General features: G+C 54.1%; 13 protein-coding genes and 1 pseudogene. 4 read left to right on the forward strand and 10 right to left on the reverse strand.

All coding sequences use genetic code 11. The features are described 5' to 3' along the window. Positions 1 to 28: 28 nt before the first annotated feature. The 5 genes and pseudogenes from nagE to NXT00_RS05850 form a co-directional block, all read right to left on the reverse strand. Positions 29 to 2,106, reverse strand: a pseudogene (gene nagE, locus NXT00_RS05830) (N-acetylglucosamine-specific PTS transporter subunit IIBC). 12 nt (positions 2,107 to 2,118) lie between these two features. Continuing rightward, complete coding sequence (locus tag NXT00_RS05835; RefSeq protein ID WP_259078879.1) at positions 2,119 to 2,991, reverse strand: PRD domain-containing protein; 873 nt, start codon at positions 2,989 to 2,991, stop codon at positions 2,119 to 2,121. 431 nt (positions 2,992 to 3,422) lie between these two features. Then, positions 3,423 to 3,908 (reverse strand): 2-C-methyl-D-erythritol 2,4-cyclodiphosphate synthase, encoded by a 486-nt coding sequence (gene ispF / locus NXT00_RS05840; protein ID WP_259078878.1) that lies wholly within the window; start codon positions 3,906 to 3,908, stop codon positions 3,423 to 3,425. Further along, positions 3,901 to 4,668: a 2-C-methyl-D-erythritol 4-phosphate cytidylyltransferase gene (gene ispD, locus NXT00_RS05845; RefSeq protein ID WP_259158405.1), complete on the reverse strand. Its 768-nt coding sequence runs from the start codon at positions 4,666 to 4,668 to the stop codon at positions 3,901 to 3,903. Before ispD ends, ispF begins: the two co-directional genes overlap by 8 nt. Before the next feature lie 17 nt (positions 4,669 to 4,685). Beyond that, the gene (locus NXT00_RS05850) at positions 4,686 to 5,270 is read right to left on the reverse strand and encodes a CarD family transcriptional regulator (RefSeq protein WP_259158407.1); all 585 of its coding nucleotides are present in this window, start codon (positions 5,268 to 5,270) and stop codon (positions 4,686 to 4,688) included. Positions 5,271 to 5,682: 412 nt separating this feature from the next. On the opposite strand from NXT00_RS05850, the gene NXT00_RS05855 reads away from it, so the two are divergent. Both NXT00_RS05855 and radA read left to right on the forward strand, forming a co-directional pair. Next, a complete protein-coding gene (locus NXT00_RS05855; protein WP_396124760.1) occupies positions 5,683 to 6,237 on the forward strand; it encodes a hypothetical protein in 555 nt (184 codons plus the stop codon). 71 nt (positions 6,238 to 6,308) lie between these two features. Then, positions 6,309 to 7,685: a DNA repair protein RadA gene (gene radA, locus NXT00_RS05860; RefSeq protein WP_259158408.1), complete on the forward strand. Its 1,377-nt coding sequence runs from the start codon at positions 6,309 to 6,311 to the stop codon at positions 7,683 to 7,685. A gap of 4 nt (positions 7,686 to 7,689) precedes the next feature. Here radA and NXT00_RS05865 read toward each other — a convergent pair whose 3' ends face one another. Both NXT00_RS05865 and NXT00_RS05870 read right to left on the reverse strand, forming a co-directional pair. Next, a complete protein-coding gene (locus NXT00_RS05865) occupies positions 7,690 to 8,493 on the reverse strand; it encodes a hypothetical protein (RefSeq protein ID WP_259078874.1) in 804 nt (267 codons plus the stop codon). Between the two features lie 77 nt (positions 8,494 to 8,570). Beyond that, positions 8,571 to 9,188: a carbonic anhydrase gene (locus NXT00_RS05870; RefSeq protein WP_310470433.1), complete on the reverse strand. Its 618-nt coding sequence runs from the start codon at positions 9,186 to 9,188 to the stop codon at positions 8,571 to 8,573. Between the two features lie 63 nt (positions 9,189 to 9,251). On the opposite strand from NXT00_RS05870, the gene NXT00_RS05875 reads away from it, so the two are divergent. Then, positions 9,252 to 10,169, forward strand: a complete 918-nt coding sequence (locus tag NXT00_RS05875; protein WP_259078872.1) for an A/G-specific adenine glycosylase — start codon at positions 9,252 to 9,254, stop codon at positions 10,167 to 10,169. Between the two features lie 40 nt (positions 10,170 to 10,209). Continuing rightward, positions 10,210 to 11,571: a lipase family protein gene (locus NXT00_RS05880; protein WP_259158409.1), complete on the forward strand. Its 1,362-nt coding sequence runs from the start codon at positions 10,210 to 10,212 to the stop codon at positions 11,569 to 11,571. Between the two features lie 47 nt (positions 11,572 to 11,618). On the opposite strand, the gene NXT00_RS05885 is transcribed toward NXT00_RS05880, so the two are convergent. The 3 genes from NXT00_RS05885 to NXT00_RS05895 form a co-directional block, all read right to left on the reverse strand. Beyond that, positions 11,619 to 12,251, reverse strand: a complete 633-nt coding sequence (locus NXT00_RS05885; protein ID WP_259078869.1) for a twin-arginine translocation signal domain-containing protein — start codon at positions 12,249 to 12,251, stop codon at positions 11,619 to 11,621. Positions 12,252 to 12,253: 2 nt separating this feature from the next. Then, positions 12,254 to 13,633 (reverse strand): 6-pyruvoyl tetrahydrobiopterin synthase, encoded by a 1,380-nt coding sequence (locus tag NXT00_RS05890; RefSeq protein WP_259078867.1) that lies wholly within the window; start codon positions 13,631 to 13,633, stop codon positions 12,254 to 12,256. A gap of 434 nt (positions 13,634 to 14,067) precedes the next feature. Next, the gene (locus tag NXT00_RS05895; protein WP_259078865.1) at positions 14,068 to 16,773 is read right to left on the reverse strand and encodes an ATP-dependent Clp protease ATP-binding subunit; all 2,706 of its coding nucleotides are present in this window, start codon (positions 16,771 to 16,773) and stop codon (positions 14,068 to 14,070) included. Positions 16,774 to 16,951 lie beyond the last annotated feature (178 nt).

Below are 16,951 nucleotides of genomic sequence, written 5' to 3' on the forward strand. Positions count from 1 at the left end.
TACGCTAGGGGAAGGGCCTTTATTAATGTTAGGCAAGGGAAACAGTTGCGATCTCGTCCTGGGCCGAGGCTCTGTTGGCATTTACTACCACAGATTTGACCTGCTTCTTATTGGTCATTACCACAGGCGTCACAAGGTCTTTCCCAGCGGCGCGCACTGCTGCGGCATCCACTCGAATAATAGGTTGACCAGCAGTAACTTTGTCGCCCTTTGCGGCTAATTGGCTAAAGCCTTCGCCCTTGAGCTCCACCGTATCGAGGCCAATATGGACCAGCACCTCGAGGCCTTCATCAGTTTTGAGTGCGAAGGCATGCAGGGTTTTGAACAAGGTTGCAATGGTACCGGTGACGGGGCTGAGAACTTCAAAGGTTTCGATATTCTCATCGGGGACCACGGCGAAGCCTTCGCCCAACATGCCGCCTGCAAAAACCGCATCCGGCACTTGGTCGATGGGTATGACTGCACCAGAAAATGGAGCGCTGAGCTTAACTTTCTTCTTGCCGAATCCAAACACTAGATTTCCTTTTCTCCTTCGAGAGCCACCTGATGGCCCTTGAGTTGGCGGGCTACCTCGTCGTAGACGAATTGCACCTTCGGCCCAATGATCACCTGAACATTTTTCTGCGATGGGCGGATAACTCCCGCGACCCCGGCGCGCTTAATAACTTGTTCGGACACCTGGGTATTATCTTTAACAACTACACGTAGACGGGTTGCACAGTAGTCGATATTCTCCACATTGGAGCCACCACCGAGGCCATCGATGATGATGCGGGAGGCCGTTGCAACTTCTTCGTCGGTGTCCATGGTAGCTTCCGAAACCTCGGTATCTTCATCTTCGCGGCCAGGAGTGCGCATATTGAGCCATCCGATGAGGGCGTAGAAGACGAAATAGTACACCGCGAAATAGACCACACCCATAACGAGTAGCATCCACCACTCGTTGGCCAGCGGGTTCTGCGAGGAGAGCGCCATATCCACAGCGCCTGCGGAGAAGCCGAAACCGGCGGTCCAGTTCATCGAGGCGGCGATAGCCACCGAGATGCCGGTGAGTAATGCGTGGACTAAGAAGAGCAACGGGGCCACGAACATAAAGGAGAATTCAAGAGGCTCGGTCACCCCGGTAAAGAAGGAAGCAAGAGCGCCTGCCATCATCAGGGAACCGACGACTTTACGACGCTCAGGGCGAGCGCGCAGCGTGATAGCAAGAGCAGCACCTGGCAAGCCGAACATCATGACTGGGAAGAAACCAGCCTGGTAACGACCAACGTATCCGACCGCTTCGCAGACGGTACCGGTCCAATTGCCCGGGCAGGAGGCAGCGTCGGTGGCGCTAGCGGCAGCGGCGATTGTTTCTCCACCCTTAAGGAAGTTGCCGATATCGTTGATACCAATGACGTCGAACCAGAAGATCGAGTTCAAAGCGTGATGCAAACCGGTGGGGATCAGAAGCCGGTTAGCAAAACCGTAGATGCCGGCGCCAAGTGCGCCGAGACTTTGAATGGACTCACCGAAGTCGAAGAGGATGTGATAGACGAAAGGCCAGACGATATAGAGAATGCCGGCGAGCACGATAGAGAAGATCGAAGTGAGGATCGGCACTAAGCGACGGCCGGAGAAAAAGGCCAGGTAATCGGGAAGTTTGGTGTTGTGGAAACGGTTATAGACCCACGAGGCGAGGATGCCGACGATAATGCCAAAGAGGACATTTTTATTTCCTACCGCACCCCACCCGTAGGAGAGCCATTCGAGTTTGCCTGCCCCGTCAAGAGAATCAACATCGATGCCCTTATAGCCAGCGACGGCGCTGGCATTGAGCAAACTTGTTACTGTCATAAACCCGATAAAGCCGGAGAGGGCGGCGGCGCCATTGGAATCCTTGGCGAGGCCGTAGGAAATAGCCACGGCGAAGATGAGGCCGAGGTTATCAAGCACGGCTGCCCCGGATTTGATGAGGATGGCGGCTGCAAGGCTGTTTTCTCCCCACCCATTCGGGTCAATCCAATAACCGATACCCATAAGCAGAGCGGCGACCGGCAGGACGGCGACAGCTCCCATCAAAGCTTTACCGAGTTTCTGCAGACCGGTAAAGACTGCGTCTTTCATGATCTGTCCTTTCTATAGTTGAGGTGCCGACATATGATGATCCTGCATCAGCCCGTGGAGGAAAACCGCGAGATAAGCAGCTTCTCCACCGGCTGTGGGAGGAAAATCAGGGCTACCGAGAATACGGCAGATAAGCTGCCGTGCGAGGGAATATTCTGTATGCAATTGTTGGGCAATCACGGGTTGAGCTGCATTGCTGCGTACTATTCCCCCGCGAAGTCGACGAATCAGGCGAGCGATGGTGGGCTCGAGCCCGGAATCGAAATGGTCAAGATCATAAGCCGATAGATTCAAACCTTCGCGAATAAATCGAAGATATGAGGCGAGTTCATTAGCGGCGGCTAGGGAATTACGCACACTGGTTCCGCTGAGGGCGGCATTGAGGTGCAGCGCAATAAAGCCAGCTTCGCTCTTGGGCAGGGGTGTCCCGTCCAGCTGAGAATTGATATATTGCAACATCACCTCAGCGGCGGAGTACTCCAAGGGGAAAACCGCTCGAATTTCCCCGGTAATACCATTGCTGAGTAATTCATCTCGTTGCGCTCGTTCTAGGGCGAAGACGAGGTGCTCAACTAACAGAACATAGACGCTGGGATGAAGGGGCCCTAAAATATCGGTGGCGAGATCCAAGGCTTGGGAAAAATGTTCGATGAACTCGGTATCTATGGCATTTAATGATTCGAAGAATTGCGCTTGCTCTGGGCTGAGGTGGACGAAGCGTTGGTGCTGCGCTGAGAATGTGATGATATCGCCTGATTTGGCTTGGAAACCCACACCCTTAGCCACGAGGACCTGAGGGATCGTGCCCACGGTGACGAGGACAGCGTTATTACTCAGTACGCGCTTGATTTGGGCGGACTCAGTGGGGTTTAGGGTATCACTCACGGTAGAAACGCCTTCAATAGAGACTTAGCTAAAGGTATGCCAAGTGCTGGGAAACGTTCGCTTACCTCGGTTATGCCTGATCCAGCTATGCTGCTATCTGGTCAGTGACACCCAAAGTTGTTTGTATTATGTATCGATAAATGAATAAAACTCAAGGGAGGGGTGTTAGATTTTGCGGACTTTTACCCCCAACTGTGACCTATACGCAGAAATGCCTTTATCTGAGCGTCCATTTAACTGCCTTTAGTTATTAAAGTACTTAAATCTTTAGGTAACCATGCTTGATAGCCACTGGATGAAGGCTAGCGCCCCATCGCTGGCTCTTATCGCCGACTGCTCTTAGCGCACATGTCCCACCAGCGAGCGCACTCGATTCGCCGCTTCCTTTCCGGCGCAGATATCAACCCACCTAGAATCGTTCGGCTTCTCGATCAGTCTGCTACCCATACCACCGCGGTTGCGATGGCTGCCCGACCCTCGCCGCGTCCGGTAAAGCCCATATGGTCGGTGGTGGTGGCCGATAACGACACTGGGGCGCCTACGATCGTCGACATTTTCGCTTCGGCTTCTTCGCGCCTGGGCCCCATCTTCGGGGTCTGTCCCACTAATTGCACAGCGGCGTTACCGATCACGAAACCCTTAGACTCAAGCAGCTCACGGCATTCTTTCAACAATCTAGCACCGGAGACATTGTCATATTCTTTGCGGCCTACTCCAACGAAGGATCCAAGATCGCCAAGATTCGCCGCTGAGAGGAGGGCGTCGACAAGAGCGTGCGCCACGACATCACCATCGGAATGTCCCTCGCAGCCGGATTCGTGGGGGAATAACAGACAGGCTATCCAGCATGGTTGAGCGGAATCGATCTGGTGGGCGTCGGTTGCGATTCCAACACGGGGGATTATGGGCTTAGTCATCGGGGACCTCAAATATTGTCGGTTCCGCCTCATCAGTGACGGCTTTGGCCAGCATATAGTCGATGGGAGTGGTGATTTTAAAGGCCATGGGGTCACCCGCCACACAACTAATAGGCACCCCAAACCACTCCATGAGGGAGGCATCATCGGTGGCCTGGAAGTGCGGTGGCCCAGAAAAGTAGGCTGCATTCGCCGCGCGAGCTGTTTGAAGGTCGAGACCTTGCGGGGTTTGCACTGCTCGTAAGCTCTCGCGATCGAGGGTGCGCTCCACGGTATCGCCTTCAACCACCTTGATGGTGTCTGTTACAGGCAGCACCGGGATTACTGCTTTATACCCTTGCAAAACGGCCCGCGCCACCCTGGCAATCATGCCGGGCGGTGTGAGAGCGCGCGCTGCGTCGTGGACGAGCACAACCGCTTCTGGGTACGCGATCGCTTGGATCCCCTCCCACACTGAATCAGCCCGTTCACCACCGCCAAAAACTAAGCGCACGGGTATTTCAGCGTGAAGCAGACCAGCTCGCTCCAGAATCGCATGAGCATGTGCTTCCATCGCTGGGCTAATGATAACGATGACTTCATCGACAACACCAGAGTAAATCATGGCACGTACTGAGCGCTCGATGAGGGTTTTCCCCCGTAGTGCCACATAGGCTTTGGGAAGATCAGCGCCAAGACGTGAGCCCTTGCCCGCCGCTGCGATAAGAGCCACCACAGGACGGGCAGGAAGCTGAGTTACCTGATCTACACGACCACCCATCGTTATATTTTGGGGTCCTAGTCTTTATCGTCGAAGCTCAGATCGTCGAGTTCCACGGGTGTGTCATCGAGATCTTTGGACTCTTGATCGGCCTGGGTGGATACCATCTGGTGGCGGATGATCGTGGCATCCACGTCAGCGAGGATATCTTCCGCCTGTTTCTCATCTTTAATCTGCGCAAGCGCTAATTCACCTACCAGAACCTGGCGCGCCTTTGCCAACATCCGCTTCTCGCCAGCGGATAGGCCCTTCCCCTGATCGCGGCGCCATAAATCGCGCACAACTTCGGCTACCTTATTAACATCACCCGAGGCCAGGCGTTCCTGATTGGCTTTAAAGCGCCTGGACCAGTTACCTGCTTCCTCGACGTCGGTTTCACGCAGGAAACCAAAGACTTTTTGCAGTCCAGCATCGTCGACTACATCTCTGACCCCGACACGCTCGGTATTCTTGGATGGTACGCGCACGACTAAATCAGACTGATGAATCTGCAGGACGAGATATTCAACGGTTTCACCGTTCATCTCGCGCTCTTCGATCGCCTCAATGACGGCTGCACCGTGGTGCGGATAAACTACGGTATCGCCGACTTTGAAATCCATAACCAAGTCTCCTTTATGAGCAAATTTACTTCGGGCTACAATCTTTTCCACATCATCTCAGCTGTCAACCCAGCATTATTGCTAAGCGGTGGCGATTGAAAAAGCGCGCAGTGACCAAATCTTTTCATATACTAACACGTCACAACAACGGGAAATGGATACGAGGAGGTGGCCTTTGCTCGCGGGCTACTGGATATCTCTTCTCAGAGAAGATCAGAATATTATTTAGCTCACAGTTTTTCTGTCTATTCCGTCTTTCCATTGACCCCACATCACACCTTTTAACCACAAAAGTGAAGGCGTCGTCCTAGCTACCGGCTAAAGTGGTAGAGAATCACTATAATTTTCTACCAGCTCAAGAATTTTGTAGCTCCACAGCCATGAACATACCCTTAATTGGAGGACGCGTACCGTGAAGCCTTTTAAATCCACTCGCCGGCTTAGTGCCGCTCTTGTACTTGCCAGCGCTTCGGCCATGGTTCTATCCGCTTGCTCGGCAGGTCAGATCTCTCAGACCTCCAGTCAGGTAGCGGCGGTTGATGGTGCTTCAGCTGAATCCTCCAACGGCGCTATCGCGGTGCGCGACGTGACCGTTCAGGTTGCCCCCGATGGCACCGCTGGGGTGAAATTTACTGCTATTAACCAAGACGACACCAATGCTGATCACACCCTGAAATCCGTCAGCATCGATGGTGTGGAGGCAAGCCTTAAAGGCGATAGCTCTTTAAAGCACGGGTGTAGCTTGGTAGCTAATATCCCCTCTGAAATGAAGAAATTGGTCGAACCTAAGGGCGCTTGCGTCAACCATATCAGCACCACCATTGCTAACCCGGGCTTTTCCTACGGCGGCACCAAAGAGGTGACTTTCGTCTTCGACGATTCCTCGATCGTGGTTGATGCCACCACTGCGGCCCCCGTACTCGAATCTGGCCAGCACGACCGCGAACACAGCCATACCGAGCACTAATATTCTTTCCTTTGCTGCGCTGATCGCTTCGATGAGCGCAGTATTTTTTTGACCTTTGTAAGGTAGAGGCTATGGCGAAGAAAGTACGGAGCACTCATATCTGCGCGGAATGTGGCTATTCCTGCCCCAAGTGGCTAGGACGGTGCCCCGAATGCGGTACCTGGGGATCCATGGAAGAGAGAATGGTCCAACCCGTAGCCCACCAGGTCCCTTCCGCAGGCACAGCTCTCACGCCAACATCCCCCGCTACCTCGATCACTCGCATCAATCCTGAAGATGCGCCCTCGGTGAGTACCGGAATCGGAGAACTCGACCGAGTTCTAGGAGCCGGAATTGTCGCCGGATCTGTTATTCTGCTGGCTGGCGAACCTGGGGTTGGTAAATCCACGCTCCTTTTAGAAGTGGCCTCGAAGTGGGCTAAGGAAAAAAATCCCGATGGATCTCCTCGTATCGCCCTATACGCTACCGCCGAGGAATCTGCTGGCCAGGTGCGTATGCGCGCGGAGCGCACCCACGCTTTAGAGGAAAGCCTCTACCTCGCAGCCGAATCCAATGTGGATATTCTCTTTGGCCATATTGAAAAGTTGCAACCAAGTCTGCTCATAGTCGATTCTGTGCAGACTATGTCTCTTAGTGGTGTTGAGGGCGTATCTGGTGGGGTGGCGCAATCACGCGCAGTCACCGCAGCGTTAACAACTGTGGCTAAACGCTCTGGAGTACCTATTATTTTGGTAGGTCACGTCACCAAGGACGGCACTGTGGCCGGCCCGCGCGTTCTCGAGCATCTCGTCGATGTGGTTTTGAATTTTGAAGGTGACCGGCACTCTAGTTTGCGTTTTCTGCGTAGTATTAAAAATCGCTTCGGGGCCACCGATGAGGTGGGATGTTTTGAGCAGCAATCCGACGGTATCAAGGAGGTCGCAGATCCCTCGGGGCTCTTCCTCTCCCATCGAGATTCCACCCCCGATGGCACTGCTGTCACGGTAGCCATGGATGGTGTGCGTCCAATTTTGGCAGAAGTGCAGTCACTAGTGGTACCTACTGAATCCAAAAACCCCCGGCGCGCCGTTACTGGGTTGGATGCCACCAGGGTTCCCATGGTGCTCGCTGTATTATCAGCGCGCGCGGGCAAACGGACCCACGACAAGGAAGTCTATGTGGCGACCGTTGGAGGGATGAAGGTGGGTGAACCCGCAACCGATCTGGCAATCGCTTTAGCGACTGCCTCAGCAATGGCGAGGAAATCGCTTCCGCCTCAAACTGTGGTTTTAGGAGAGGTGGGTTTAGCTGGCGAGATTCGACGGGTCCCCCATCTTGCACGTCGCTTAGCAGAGGCTAAACGGCTGGGTTATCAGCAGGCGATTATTCCGCGCACAGAGGAAAAAATAGAGGGCATCACCGTCTTTACGGTTGATACCCTCCTCGATGCGCTGAGACTTTTTCTATAGCCTCCTATCCCAGTTTGAAATCGAAAGGCTGGGAAGCATTGGAGCCCATGACGGTGTGCAAATAGTAGGCTCCGGCTGGTACTGGTTGTCTATTGGCACAGCTTTCAGGGGTTGAGGTAGTCCGAGACCAGCGCGCTTCAAATTTGCGCTCTTTGCCTGCCGGGAATATTTGAGTACCGAGCCCCACGGGGGCGTTGCAATCAATATCTGCCCACATGCGGCTATTATTCGCCAGCTGGTAAACCTCGAAGCGTAAAACATCAGAAGTAAGATCAATGGAACAGTCCGCTTCGGTGGGATTCTTCACCGTCATGAAGAAGCTCGGGAGCTCCTTATCGTTATAGAAAATCTTGTCAGCTGAGGCGGTGATCATCAGGTCAGCTAATTCGCAGGTCTTTTTCACTTCAGGTGCTTGCTCGTTTGCCGGGTTTTCCGGTGGAAGAGTGGGATCGACTTCTTTTGCTGGTTGGTCCGCGCTTTCATCCGAGGGCTCGAGGGTGATTGTGACACTCGGTACGCTCGTCTTTTCAGGCTCGTCCAAGGCGATGACCGCCTTTGTTGAGGTACTGGTGACAGTCGATGCGACGGGGGCAGAATTATCGCTACCCCGAGTTGTTAGTAGGAAGATGAGCGGCAGCGCGATGGCCGCAACGATAATGATGGCGGCCCAACGACGGCGTCGATAATAAATCTCGGGGAGCCTTTTCGGCCCAGCATGATCAGCATGGTCGGTACCCCGCCGTCGGGGAGCTCCTGGTGCAGGTGACTGCGGGCGGGAATAACTGGAATGATTATCTCGGCGATCCACACCCTAAGCCTAAAGCGAAACTACCTAACAAGCGCGCTTAACCGGCGGTGTGTTGCCAGTATTTTCTCTCAGTCCCGTCAAAAACCTGCGGTTTTCACGGTATCTACATGGCCATCGACGATACTGTAGTGGGCAGCTACCATTGCGGTCTCACCCTTTTCAACGGCAGCGTTAATCACCGACGATAATTGAGTTATTTTGCGCATAATCGCCGAAGCATGTTCCCGCTCGAAGTCTGCCGAGCTGTGAAAACCATGACTCTTTGCCTCCAAGATGGACGGGGCAATTTGCTCCACGATGGCTCGCTGATGGCCAGTGGGCACTTGTGCTCCCTCAAGAACCACCTGGGCAGCAGCTTCAACGGCACCACAGGAAGCGTGTCCAAGGACCACAACCAATTCCACTCCGAGATTGGCCACCGCAAATTCGAGGGAGGCTAGTACCGCGGTATCGACGACTTCGCCAGCGGTACGAACCACAAAGGTATCACCCAAGCCGACGTCAAAAAGCAATTCAACCGGAACTCTCGAGTCGCCACACGTGAGTACAGCGGCGCGAGGCTCTTGCTTCAAAGATAATTCAGCGCGTCGGCTCACTGATTGATTGGGGTGCTCCGGGGCGCCTTCGGCGAAGCGGCGATTGCCCTCAAGCAATCCCTTCCACACGGCTTGCGGGTCCCGCGATAAACCTGTCATAGTGAGTATTTTTACACGGCGGTAGCGCTGGTGGAAATAGGCACGATAGAATAGAGCGTTCTCATGCACACATCACCATCACCTCAGCTCCTCCCTCCAGAAGATTTAGCGCATATTCAGAATACTGTTATTCAGTGGTATTCCCATAACGCCCGGGAGATTATTTGGCGCACGCCAGCGACGAGCGCGTGGGGCATCTTGGTCAGTGAAGTGATGAGCCAGCAAACCCCGGTGGCTCGTGTGGAACCTCTCTGGCAGGCGTGGATGCATCGGTGGCCGGAGCCGCGCGATCTGGCCCATGCTCCCACCGCCGATATCTTAAAAGCATGGGACCGTCTCGGCTATCCGCGGCGAGCATTACGGCTAAAAGAATGCGCTACCGTCATTGCCCATGAGTATGGCAATGAAGTGCCCAGTGATCTGGGCTCATTATTGTCGTTGCCAGGAATTGGCACCTATACAGCCGCTGCGGTTGCGGCTTTTGCCTTCGGCCAACGAGTACCGGTACTAGATACCAATGTGCGTAGGGTACTCTCGCGTCTCATTTACGCCCGCTATCTTAATCCTAAAAGCTCTACCAGCAAGCGTGAATTACGTGAGCTCGAGGATTTGCTTCCCGCTAGCGACGCTCCTCAATTCTCCGTTGGACTTATGGAGTTGGGGGCACTCGTTTGCAAGACCATTCCCGCCTGTGATCGATGCCCCTTAACTGGCCTATGTGCGTGGCAACGAGCTGGATGCCCCGAGCCGAGCACTCAAGAACGGGAGATAGCACGTCACAGAGTACAAAAATTCAGTGGAACCGACCGCGAGGTCCGCGGCAAAATTATGGCTGTGTTGCGCCACGCCGAGCACCCAGTCAGTGCGATGGATTTGGCCACGATATGGCCTGACAGTGAGCAGTACACGCGCGCCCTGGAGGGGCTTATACGAGACAAACTGGCCCAAGAAAGCAATGGGTTCTTCCATCTTCCCCACTAGAATCTATTATTTTTTCATCAGACTCGGTTAGATTGGTGGTATGAAAAGTAGACAACGCCTTATCGGGGCCATTTCAGCTATTGCTCTCAGCGTGGGAAGTTGTGTTCTTGCAGTACCCGCAGTAGCCCAATCCTCAGTCAATGATGTAATTGCGGGTGTTGATTGGGCCGGGACACACCGAACTGATGCGTGGGTTGAATCGCCTATCGACGATGCTTTTTACGCTACTCCTGAGGTTATGGATCCGCGCCCGGGTGCAGTCTTAAGAACTCAGCCGGCTCCCCATCTCCTCAATACTTTCGGCCCGCGATTTCCCGCATATGCACAGAAGATCCTCTATACGTCCACCACTCAGGATGGCCGCCCAGTTCCAGTCAGTGGCTATATTATGGAGCCTCGGAACCCATGGCGCGGACCGGGCCCTGTGCCCACAGTGATCTTTGCCCCCGGCACCCGTGGTCAAGCAGATATTTGCGCTCCCTCGCGCGGTGCATACCTTCTGGGATCCTATTCACGCCCTGATAAGGCGCTGGGAATCAACTACGAGATTATCGTGCAATATCATCTCCTGGAGCTCGGGATGAGGGTAGTGAACACGGACTATATAGGTTTGGGAACTGAGGGGGTGCACACCTATGTCAATAATATTGAAGAGGCTCACGCGGTTCTGGATGCTGCCCGCGCAGCACTATCTGTAGCCAACGTAGACCCGCGCTCCCCCATTGCCTTCTACGGTTATAGCCAAGGTGGTGGCGCTGCTGCAGCAGCCGCGGAATTTGCCTCGAGCTATGCCCCCGAACTCAATGTTAAGGGGACATACGCCGGTGCGGTACCAGCTGATCTCCCCCAGGTCATCAAGGCGATCGACGGCTCGAGCATTTCCGGTGTCCTGGGAATGTCTATCAATAGCTATGCGGCACGCGATCCGGAATTTAGATCGATCGTAAAGGAATATCTCAATGAAGCTGGTGAGGAATTCTTAAGGCGCTCAGCACGTAGCTGCCTAGCAGATGCCGCCGTCGACGATGGACTCAAAACTACAAGGTTCTTTACCAAAGATGGGCGCACACTAAGCGAAAGTCTCGGCAGCGATCCGCGGATTATTAAGATTCTCGACCGCCAAAAACTGGGAAGAAAGAAGCCAAGCGCTCCCATTATGGTGGGCTCGGCAATTCACGACGATCTCGTTCCTAATGCGCAAGTGCGCCAACTAAGTCGCGACTACTGTCAGCTAGGCGCTGAGGTCTACTACTTCGAATCATCACTTCCGGTCATAACCCCGAGCATTCCTTCCGGGCTTAATCACGCGGCGCAGGCCTTTGGTGATCTGCCTGAGGCTGCACGCTACCTATACGATCGCTTCCTGGATCGCCCGGCTTTGAATAATTGCCCAGCAACATAGTCACCCGAAAATAAATGACCTCCCCGCAGACTGGGGAGGTCATTTACTTAGAAGGGGAATGTTTTCCACCAAGGGGTTTGGGTTCGAGGGCGTGGCTTCGGGCGCCGCCGGCGCGGTCGCTTCGGTTGCTTCGGCTGCTCAGGTCGTTCTGGGCGCCGCGGCCGGGAGGGGACTACCTGAAGCGAGCTTGAGAATGGTTGACCAACAACAAACTCCTGGGAAAAAACCTCATAATAATCGTTGTGATCGGTACTAAGCTGTGCGGTTGCTAGAAGTCGTAGCCCTGTTGCAGGCTCACCGGTCCACTGCAGTTCGAAGATCGATGTCACCTGTGGCGAGATGGCTTCTGGCAGGCGGAAATTCCACACGCCATCTTCAGATTTGAAGCCGTGGTCACCTTCGAGAGCTGGAATGGCCTGGGAAGCCATACCAATAAGTCCAGCTGAATCCAGCTGGCGTGCATTCATGCGGATATTCACTGCATCCAGCACCATATCTGTCGGATTGGATATCACGAGGTAACGCGGTAGACCAGCGGGATTTAGTTCAGCGAAATCAAGAGTAATAAGCTCCGTTTGCGCTTGCCCATGAGGGCGCGCTGCTGCAGGTAGCGCACTGGATGCGACCATAACGGCTCCAGTTACGGCTATCGATGTCATAAAATCACGGCGAGAGAGCATCTCTACTGCCCCTTTCGAGAGATTCGGAAAATGCCACCAATGGTGCCCTGCCACCAGGTTCCATAGGAGTCGATGGTGCCCACCATCTGAAGGGTGTCAGTACCCAAAAGAGTGACTAGCCCTGGTAGGCGTTGAGAATATACGGTTTGGCCGGTCTCAATATCGATGGCAACGGCGTTGACGGTAATCCCATTAGCAAGACCGGCAGGTCCTCGAGGGCGTTCGCAGGTATAAATCAACCCATCTGCGGCTGAGTATCGCGGGACGGCGGAGGAATAGATATCTTCTCGCCTCCACACCTGCTTGAGACCGCGAGCGCCTAGATCCCAGCGCTCAAATCCAGGGGAGAAGAGATCGTGAGCTGGCATGGAGGGGCCGGCCCCCTCTGGATAGCGAGGATAGGGATAACCATAGGTGCAGGCGGCAATAATCGTATGACCGATGCCGATCATGGAATTCTCGCTGCCAGACTTAAATGGCATGAAAAGCCCCGCTCGCCCCAGCTCCTTGGCAGTTGCTGTCTCGTAGACTACGACGGACTCCTGGATATCCCCGTTATCGGTGAGCATGAGGTAGTCGCTGCCATTTGGCCCAAAGAACGTGGGCGAAGCCCCGGAGCCGTACGCCAATTTTCCGGGTTTACGGTGTGAGCCGTAATCGTAGCCCACAGACCAAACGACCTCCGGCCGACCGCTGCGCCAATCAAGCAGATACATCCCGCGGTTGGTGATGACCGAGACACCCTCGGGGGCCGAGGAAATGGAGTTATCTACTCGCTCCCCGGTGGGATCGAAGTGGTTGAGGGTGATGCCGCGCACCTCGCGGAGATTTTCATCCATAACGGCCACCCGGCCGTTACGCGAGGCCAGCCAGACACGACCTGACCAATCGGGGGTCAATCCCACGATCTGGTCTCCAGGCTGCTGAGAGAGAAAACTTGATAGATCAGCACGCTGATCAACATAAAGAGCAGACCCAGATGCATCGTGTGCGACGCGAATTAGTGTTCCGGTACCGTCGGTGACCACCATGCGATTGCGGTGGTCGATATAGGCGTATACAGCCCCAAGCAAGGCGCCCTTAGGAATTTCCAGCGAGCTGAGAAGAGATCCATTGGGGTGGAGGAGGGAGATCTTTGGTTGCAGAAACGTGAGGTCGCTGCCAAAGCGCTGGGTGGTGAGGACCTGAATGAAATCATCGTGGCCTACCAAGACTGTGGGGCAGGCTCCACCCAAGTTGAGGGCTTGTATATCCCAAGGTCCTGCGCCCGGCCCGGGCAATGGGGTGCAGTCCGAGGCCTGGGCGTCGCCATGCATAGTGGCGGTTCCCAATGGCCCCAGAAATGGGTTGGGTTGCGCGTTGTAATGTAATTGCGTCTTCATTGTCTAAGGGAGATATCTTTCAGTAATCTTCGAAACTATTCGAAGCTGCCTAAGTTGAACCTCAGCAATTATAGGTGTCATATCAACGTCTACCGATTCGTGCCCGGCGCACCCCAGGCCGGCCTCAAATCGGCTCCAAAATATTCAAAAAATACTTAAGATCGCTTAGCATTTTCACATAAAAAGCTCTCCGCACCCCCTCGGGGGTATGGAGAGCTATCTCTTAGTTCTGCGGAGCAATAACCCGCCGCCTTGCTACGCCAGCCCTCCCCCCATATTGGGCCACCACAGCCCGTTCGTCCGCTGACTCATGGGCGGTATGGTGATTAATTTCACAATTAACCCGCCAAAATCTCTTTATAGCCACAGCCAAAAACCGCCCCCACACCTTTACGCGGGGGGCGGTTTTTCAACACTAAAACAGTGGACTTATCTTAAGACTCGCGATCCTCATCCTCGGGGGAATCTTCTGCTGTCAAAAAATGTCGGCCTCGCTCTCCATCAGCGGTAGCGCTTTCAGATTCCTCCTCCGGGGTAGGAGCTTCACTAGCCTCAATAACTTCTTCTTGGGCTTGTTCCGCGGGGCTGAGCCCAGGCAAGTCAGGCAGTGGCTTTGGGCGGGGGCTAAAGGTGAAAGTTGCATCCGCAATATTCTTAGATTCACCATCCCAGCCGTCAACATCCACGGTCACAATCTCACCGGCACCTATTTCACCGAAGAGGATCTTCTCGCTCAAGGCATCTTCGATCTCCCGCTGAATGGTGCGGCGCAAAGGACGAGCACCTAGCACTGGATCGAAGCCGCGTTTGGCCAGAAGATTCTTAGCCTTTGTAGATAGCTCAATACCCATATCCTTGGCAGCAAGTGCCTTCTCCACGCGAGCGATGAGCAGATCCACCATCTCCACAATCTCGCTTTGGGTGAGCTGGTGGAAGACTACAATATCGTCGATGCGGTTGAGGAATTCGGGCCTGAAGTGCTTCTTAAGCTCGTCGTGGACCTTATTCTTCATCCGCTCGTACTGGCCCTCGACGCCGTTATCGTCAGAAGAGCTAAAGCCGATACCGACTGCCTTAGAAATATCTCTCGTGCCTAGGTTCGACGTGAAAATCAAAACAGTATTCTTGAAATCCACCACTCGCCCTTGACCATCGGTCAGCCGGCCATCTTCGAGCACCTGCAGCAGGGTATTGTAAATTTCCTTGTGCGCCTTTTCGATCTCGTCAAAAAGTACCACGGAGAATGGTTTGCGGCGAACCTTCTCGGTTAATTGGCCGCCTTCTTCATAGCCCACATATCCTGGAGGGGCACCGAAGAGACGGGAGGCTGTAAAGCGATCGTGGAATTCACCCATATCGATCTGGATCAGCGCGTCATCTTCCCCAAAGAGGAAATTCGCGAGTGCTTTTGACAGCTCCGTTTTACCCACACCTGATGGGCCGGCAAAGATGAAGGAACCGGAGGGGCGACGCGGATCCTTAAGGCCGGCCCGTGTGCGCCTAATGGCACGCGCTACCGCCTTGACGGCATCATCTTGGCCAATAATGCGCTTGTGCAGCTCGTCTTCCATATGAAGCAGGCGCGAGGATTCTTCCTCGGTGAGCTTGAATACGGGGATGCCCGTCCAATTGGCAAGCACCTCAGCAATCTGCTCTTCGCCTACCTCGGCGATATCCTCGAGATCACCGTTACGCCATTGCTTTTCCTTCTCATCGCGTTCTTCACCGAGTGTGCGCTCTTGATCACGCAGACCCGCAGCTTTCTCGAAATCTTGGGCATCAATGGCGGCTTCTTTTTGTTTGCGCACTTCAGCAATGCGCTCATCAACTTCGCGCAGGGATTCCGGCGCAGTCATTCTCTTGATGCGCATCCGGGCACCCGCTTCGTCGATAAGATCGACAGCTTTATCGGGTAAGAAGCGATCATTGATATACCGTGAGCTCAAATTCGCTGCGGCGGCCAAAGCTGTATCCGTGATAGAGACTCGGTGGTGAGCCTCGTAGCGGTCGCGCAGCCCCTTCAAGATCTCGATGGTATCTTCCACCGATGGCTCAGGAACATTGACAGGCTGGAAACGGCGCTCGAGCGCAGCATCTTTTTCAATATGCTTGCGATACTCATCAAGTGTAGTTGCACCAATAGTTTGTAATTCACCACGTGCCAGCTTCGGCTTGAGCAGGGATGCAGCATCGATGGCGCCTTCAGCAGCGCCAGCACCAACAAGAGTGTGAATCTCATCAATGAAGAGGATAATATCGCCGCGCTGGTTGATTTCCTTGAGCACCTTCTTCAGGCGCTCTTCGAAATCACCACGATAACGAGAACCTGCGACTAGCGAGCCTAAGTCGAGGGAGTAGACCTGCTTATCCTTGAGGGTCTCAGGAACCTTGCCATTGACAATATCTAAAGCTAATCCCTCGACAACAGCAGTTTTGCCGACGCCTGGTTCACCGATGAGCACTGGATTATTCTTCGTACGACGCGAGAGCACCTGCATAATGCGTTCAATCTCTTGCTCACGGCCCACAACGGGATCCAGCTTACCTTCACGCGCTGCCTGGGTAAGGTTTCGGCCGAACTGATCTAAAACTAGGGAATTGGAGCGGTCCTGGCCGCCGCGGCCCCCGCGCGGGCTGGAATTGCCTACGGTACTGCCGGCACCCACTGCCTCTGGCCCCTCGGGATTATCCTTATTCTCCCCCTCGTAGCCGGAAAGTAACTGAATAACCTGTTGACGCACCCGAGGTAGATCAGCGCCGAGTTTCACTAATACTTGAGCTGCTACCCCATCGCCTTCGCGAATGAGCCCAAGGAGTAGAAATTCGGTGCCGATATATTTGTGCCCCATCTGCAGTCCCTCACGAAGGGAGAGTTCGAGAACTTTTTTAGCTCGAGGCGTAAAGGGAATATGACCAACGGGAGCCTCGGAACCTTTGCCGATAATATCTTCCACCTCTTGGCGCACGGCCTTGAGTGAGATGCCCATAGACTCAAGGGCTTTGGCGGCAACACCTTCACCTTCGTGGATAAGACCTAAGAGAATGTGTTCGGTACCAATATAGTTGTGGTTAAGAGTGCGTGCCTCTTCTTGAGCCAGCACGATAACGCGCCTAGCTCGGTCGGTAAAACGCTCGAACATGGTATAAGTGATCTCCTTTTGTCTCTACAGCTAATAGCCCTTATGTTATCGCAGGAAAAAACACTCTCGGCGATCAACGTTCGATCCAACAGTCATCAAGGCGGTGTTTTTCCAGTCCACGGGTAGTTTTTAGAGCTGTACGCCTGTAGCGAACACCTAGACAATCGCCCTTTTCAGA

Origin of the sequence: Corynebacterium sp. ES2715-CONJ3 (assembly GCF_024814365.1) — a bacterium.
Classification (GTDB): Bacteria; Actinomycetota; Actinomycetes; order Mycobacteriales; family Mycobacteriaceae; genus Corynebacterium.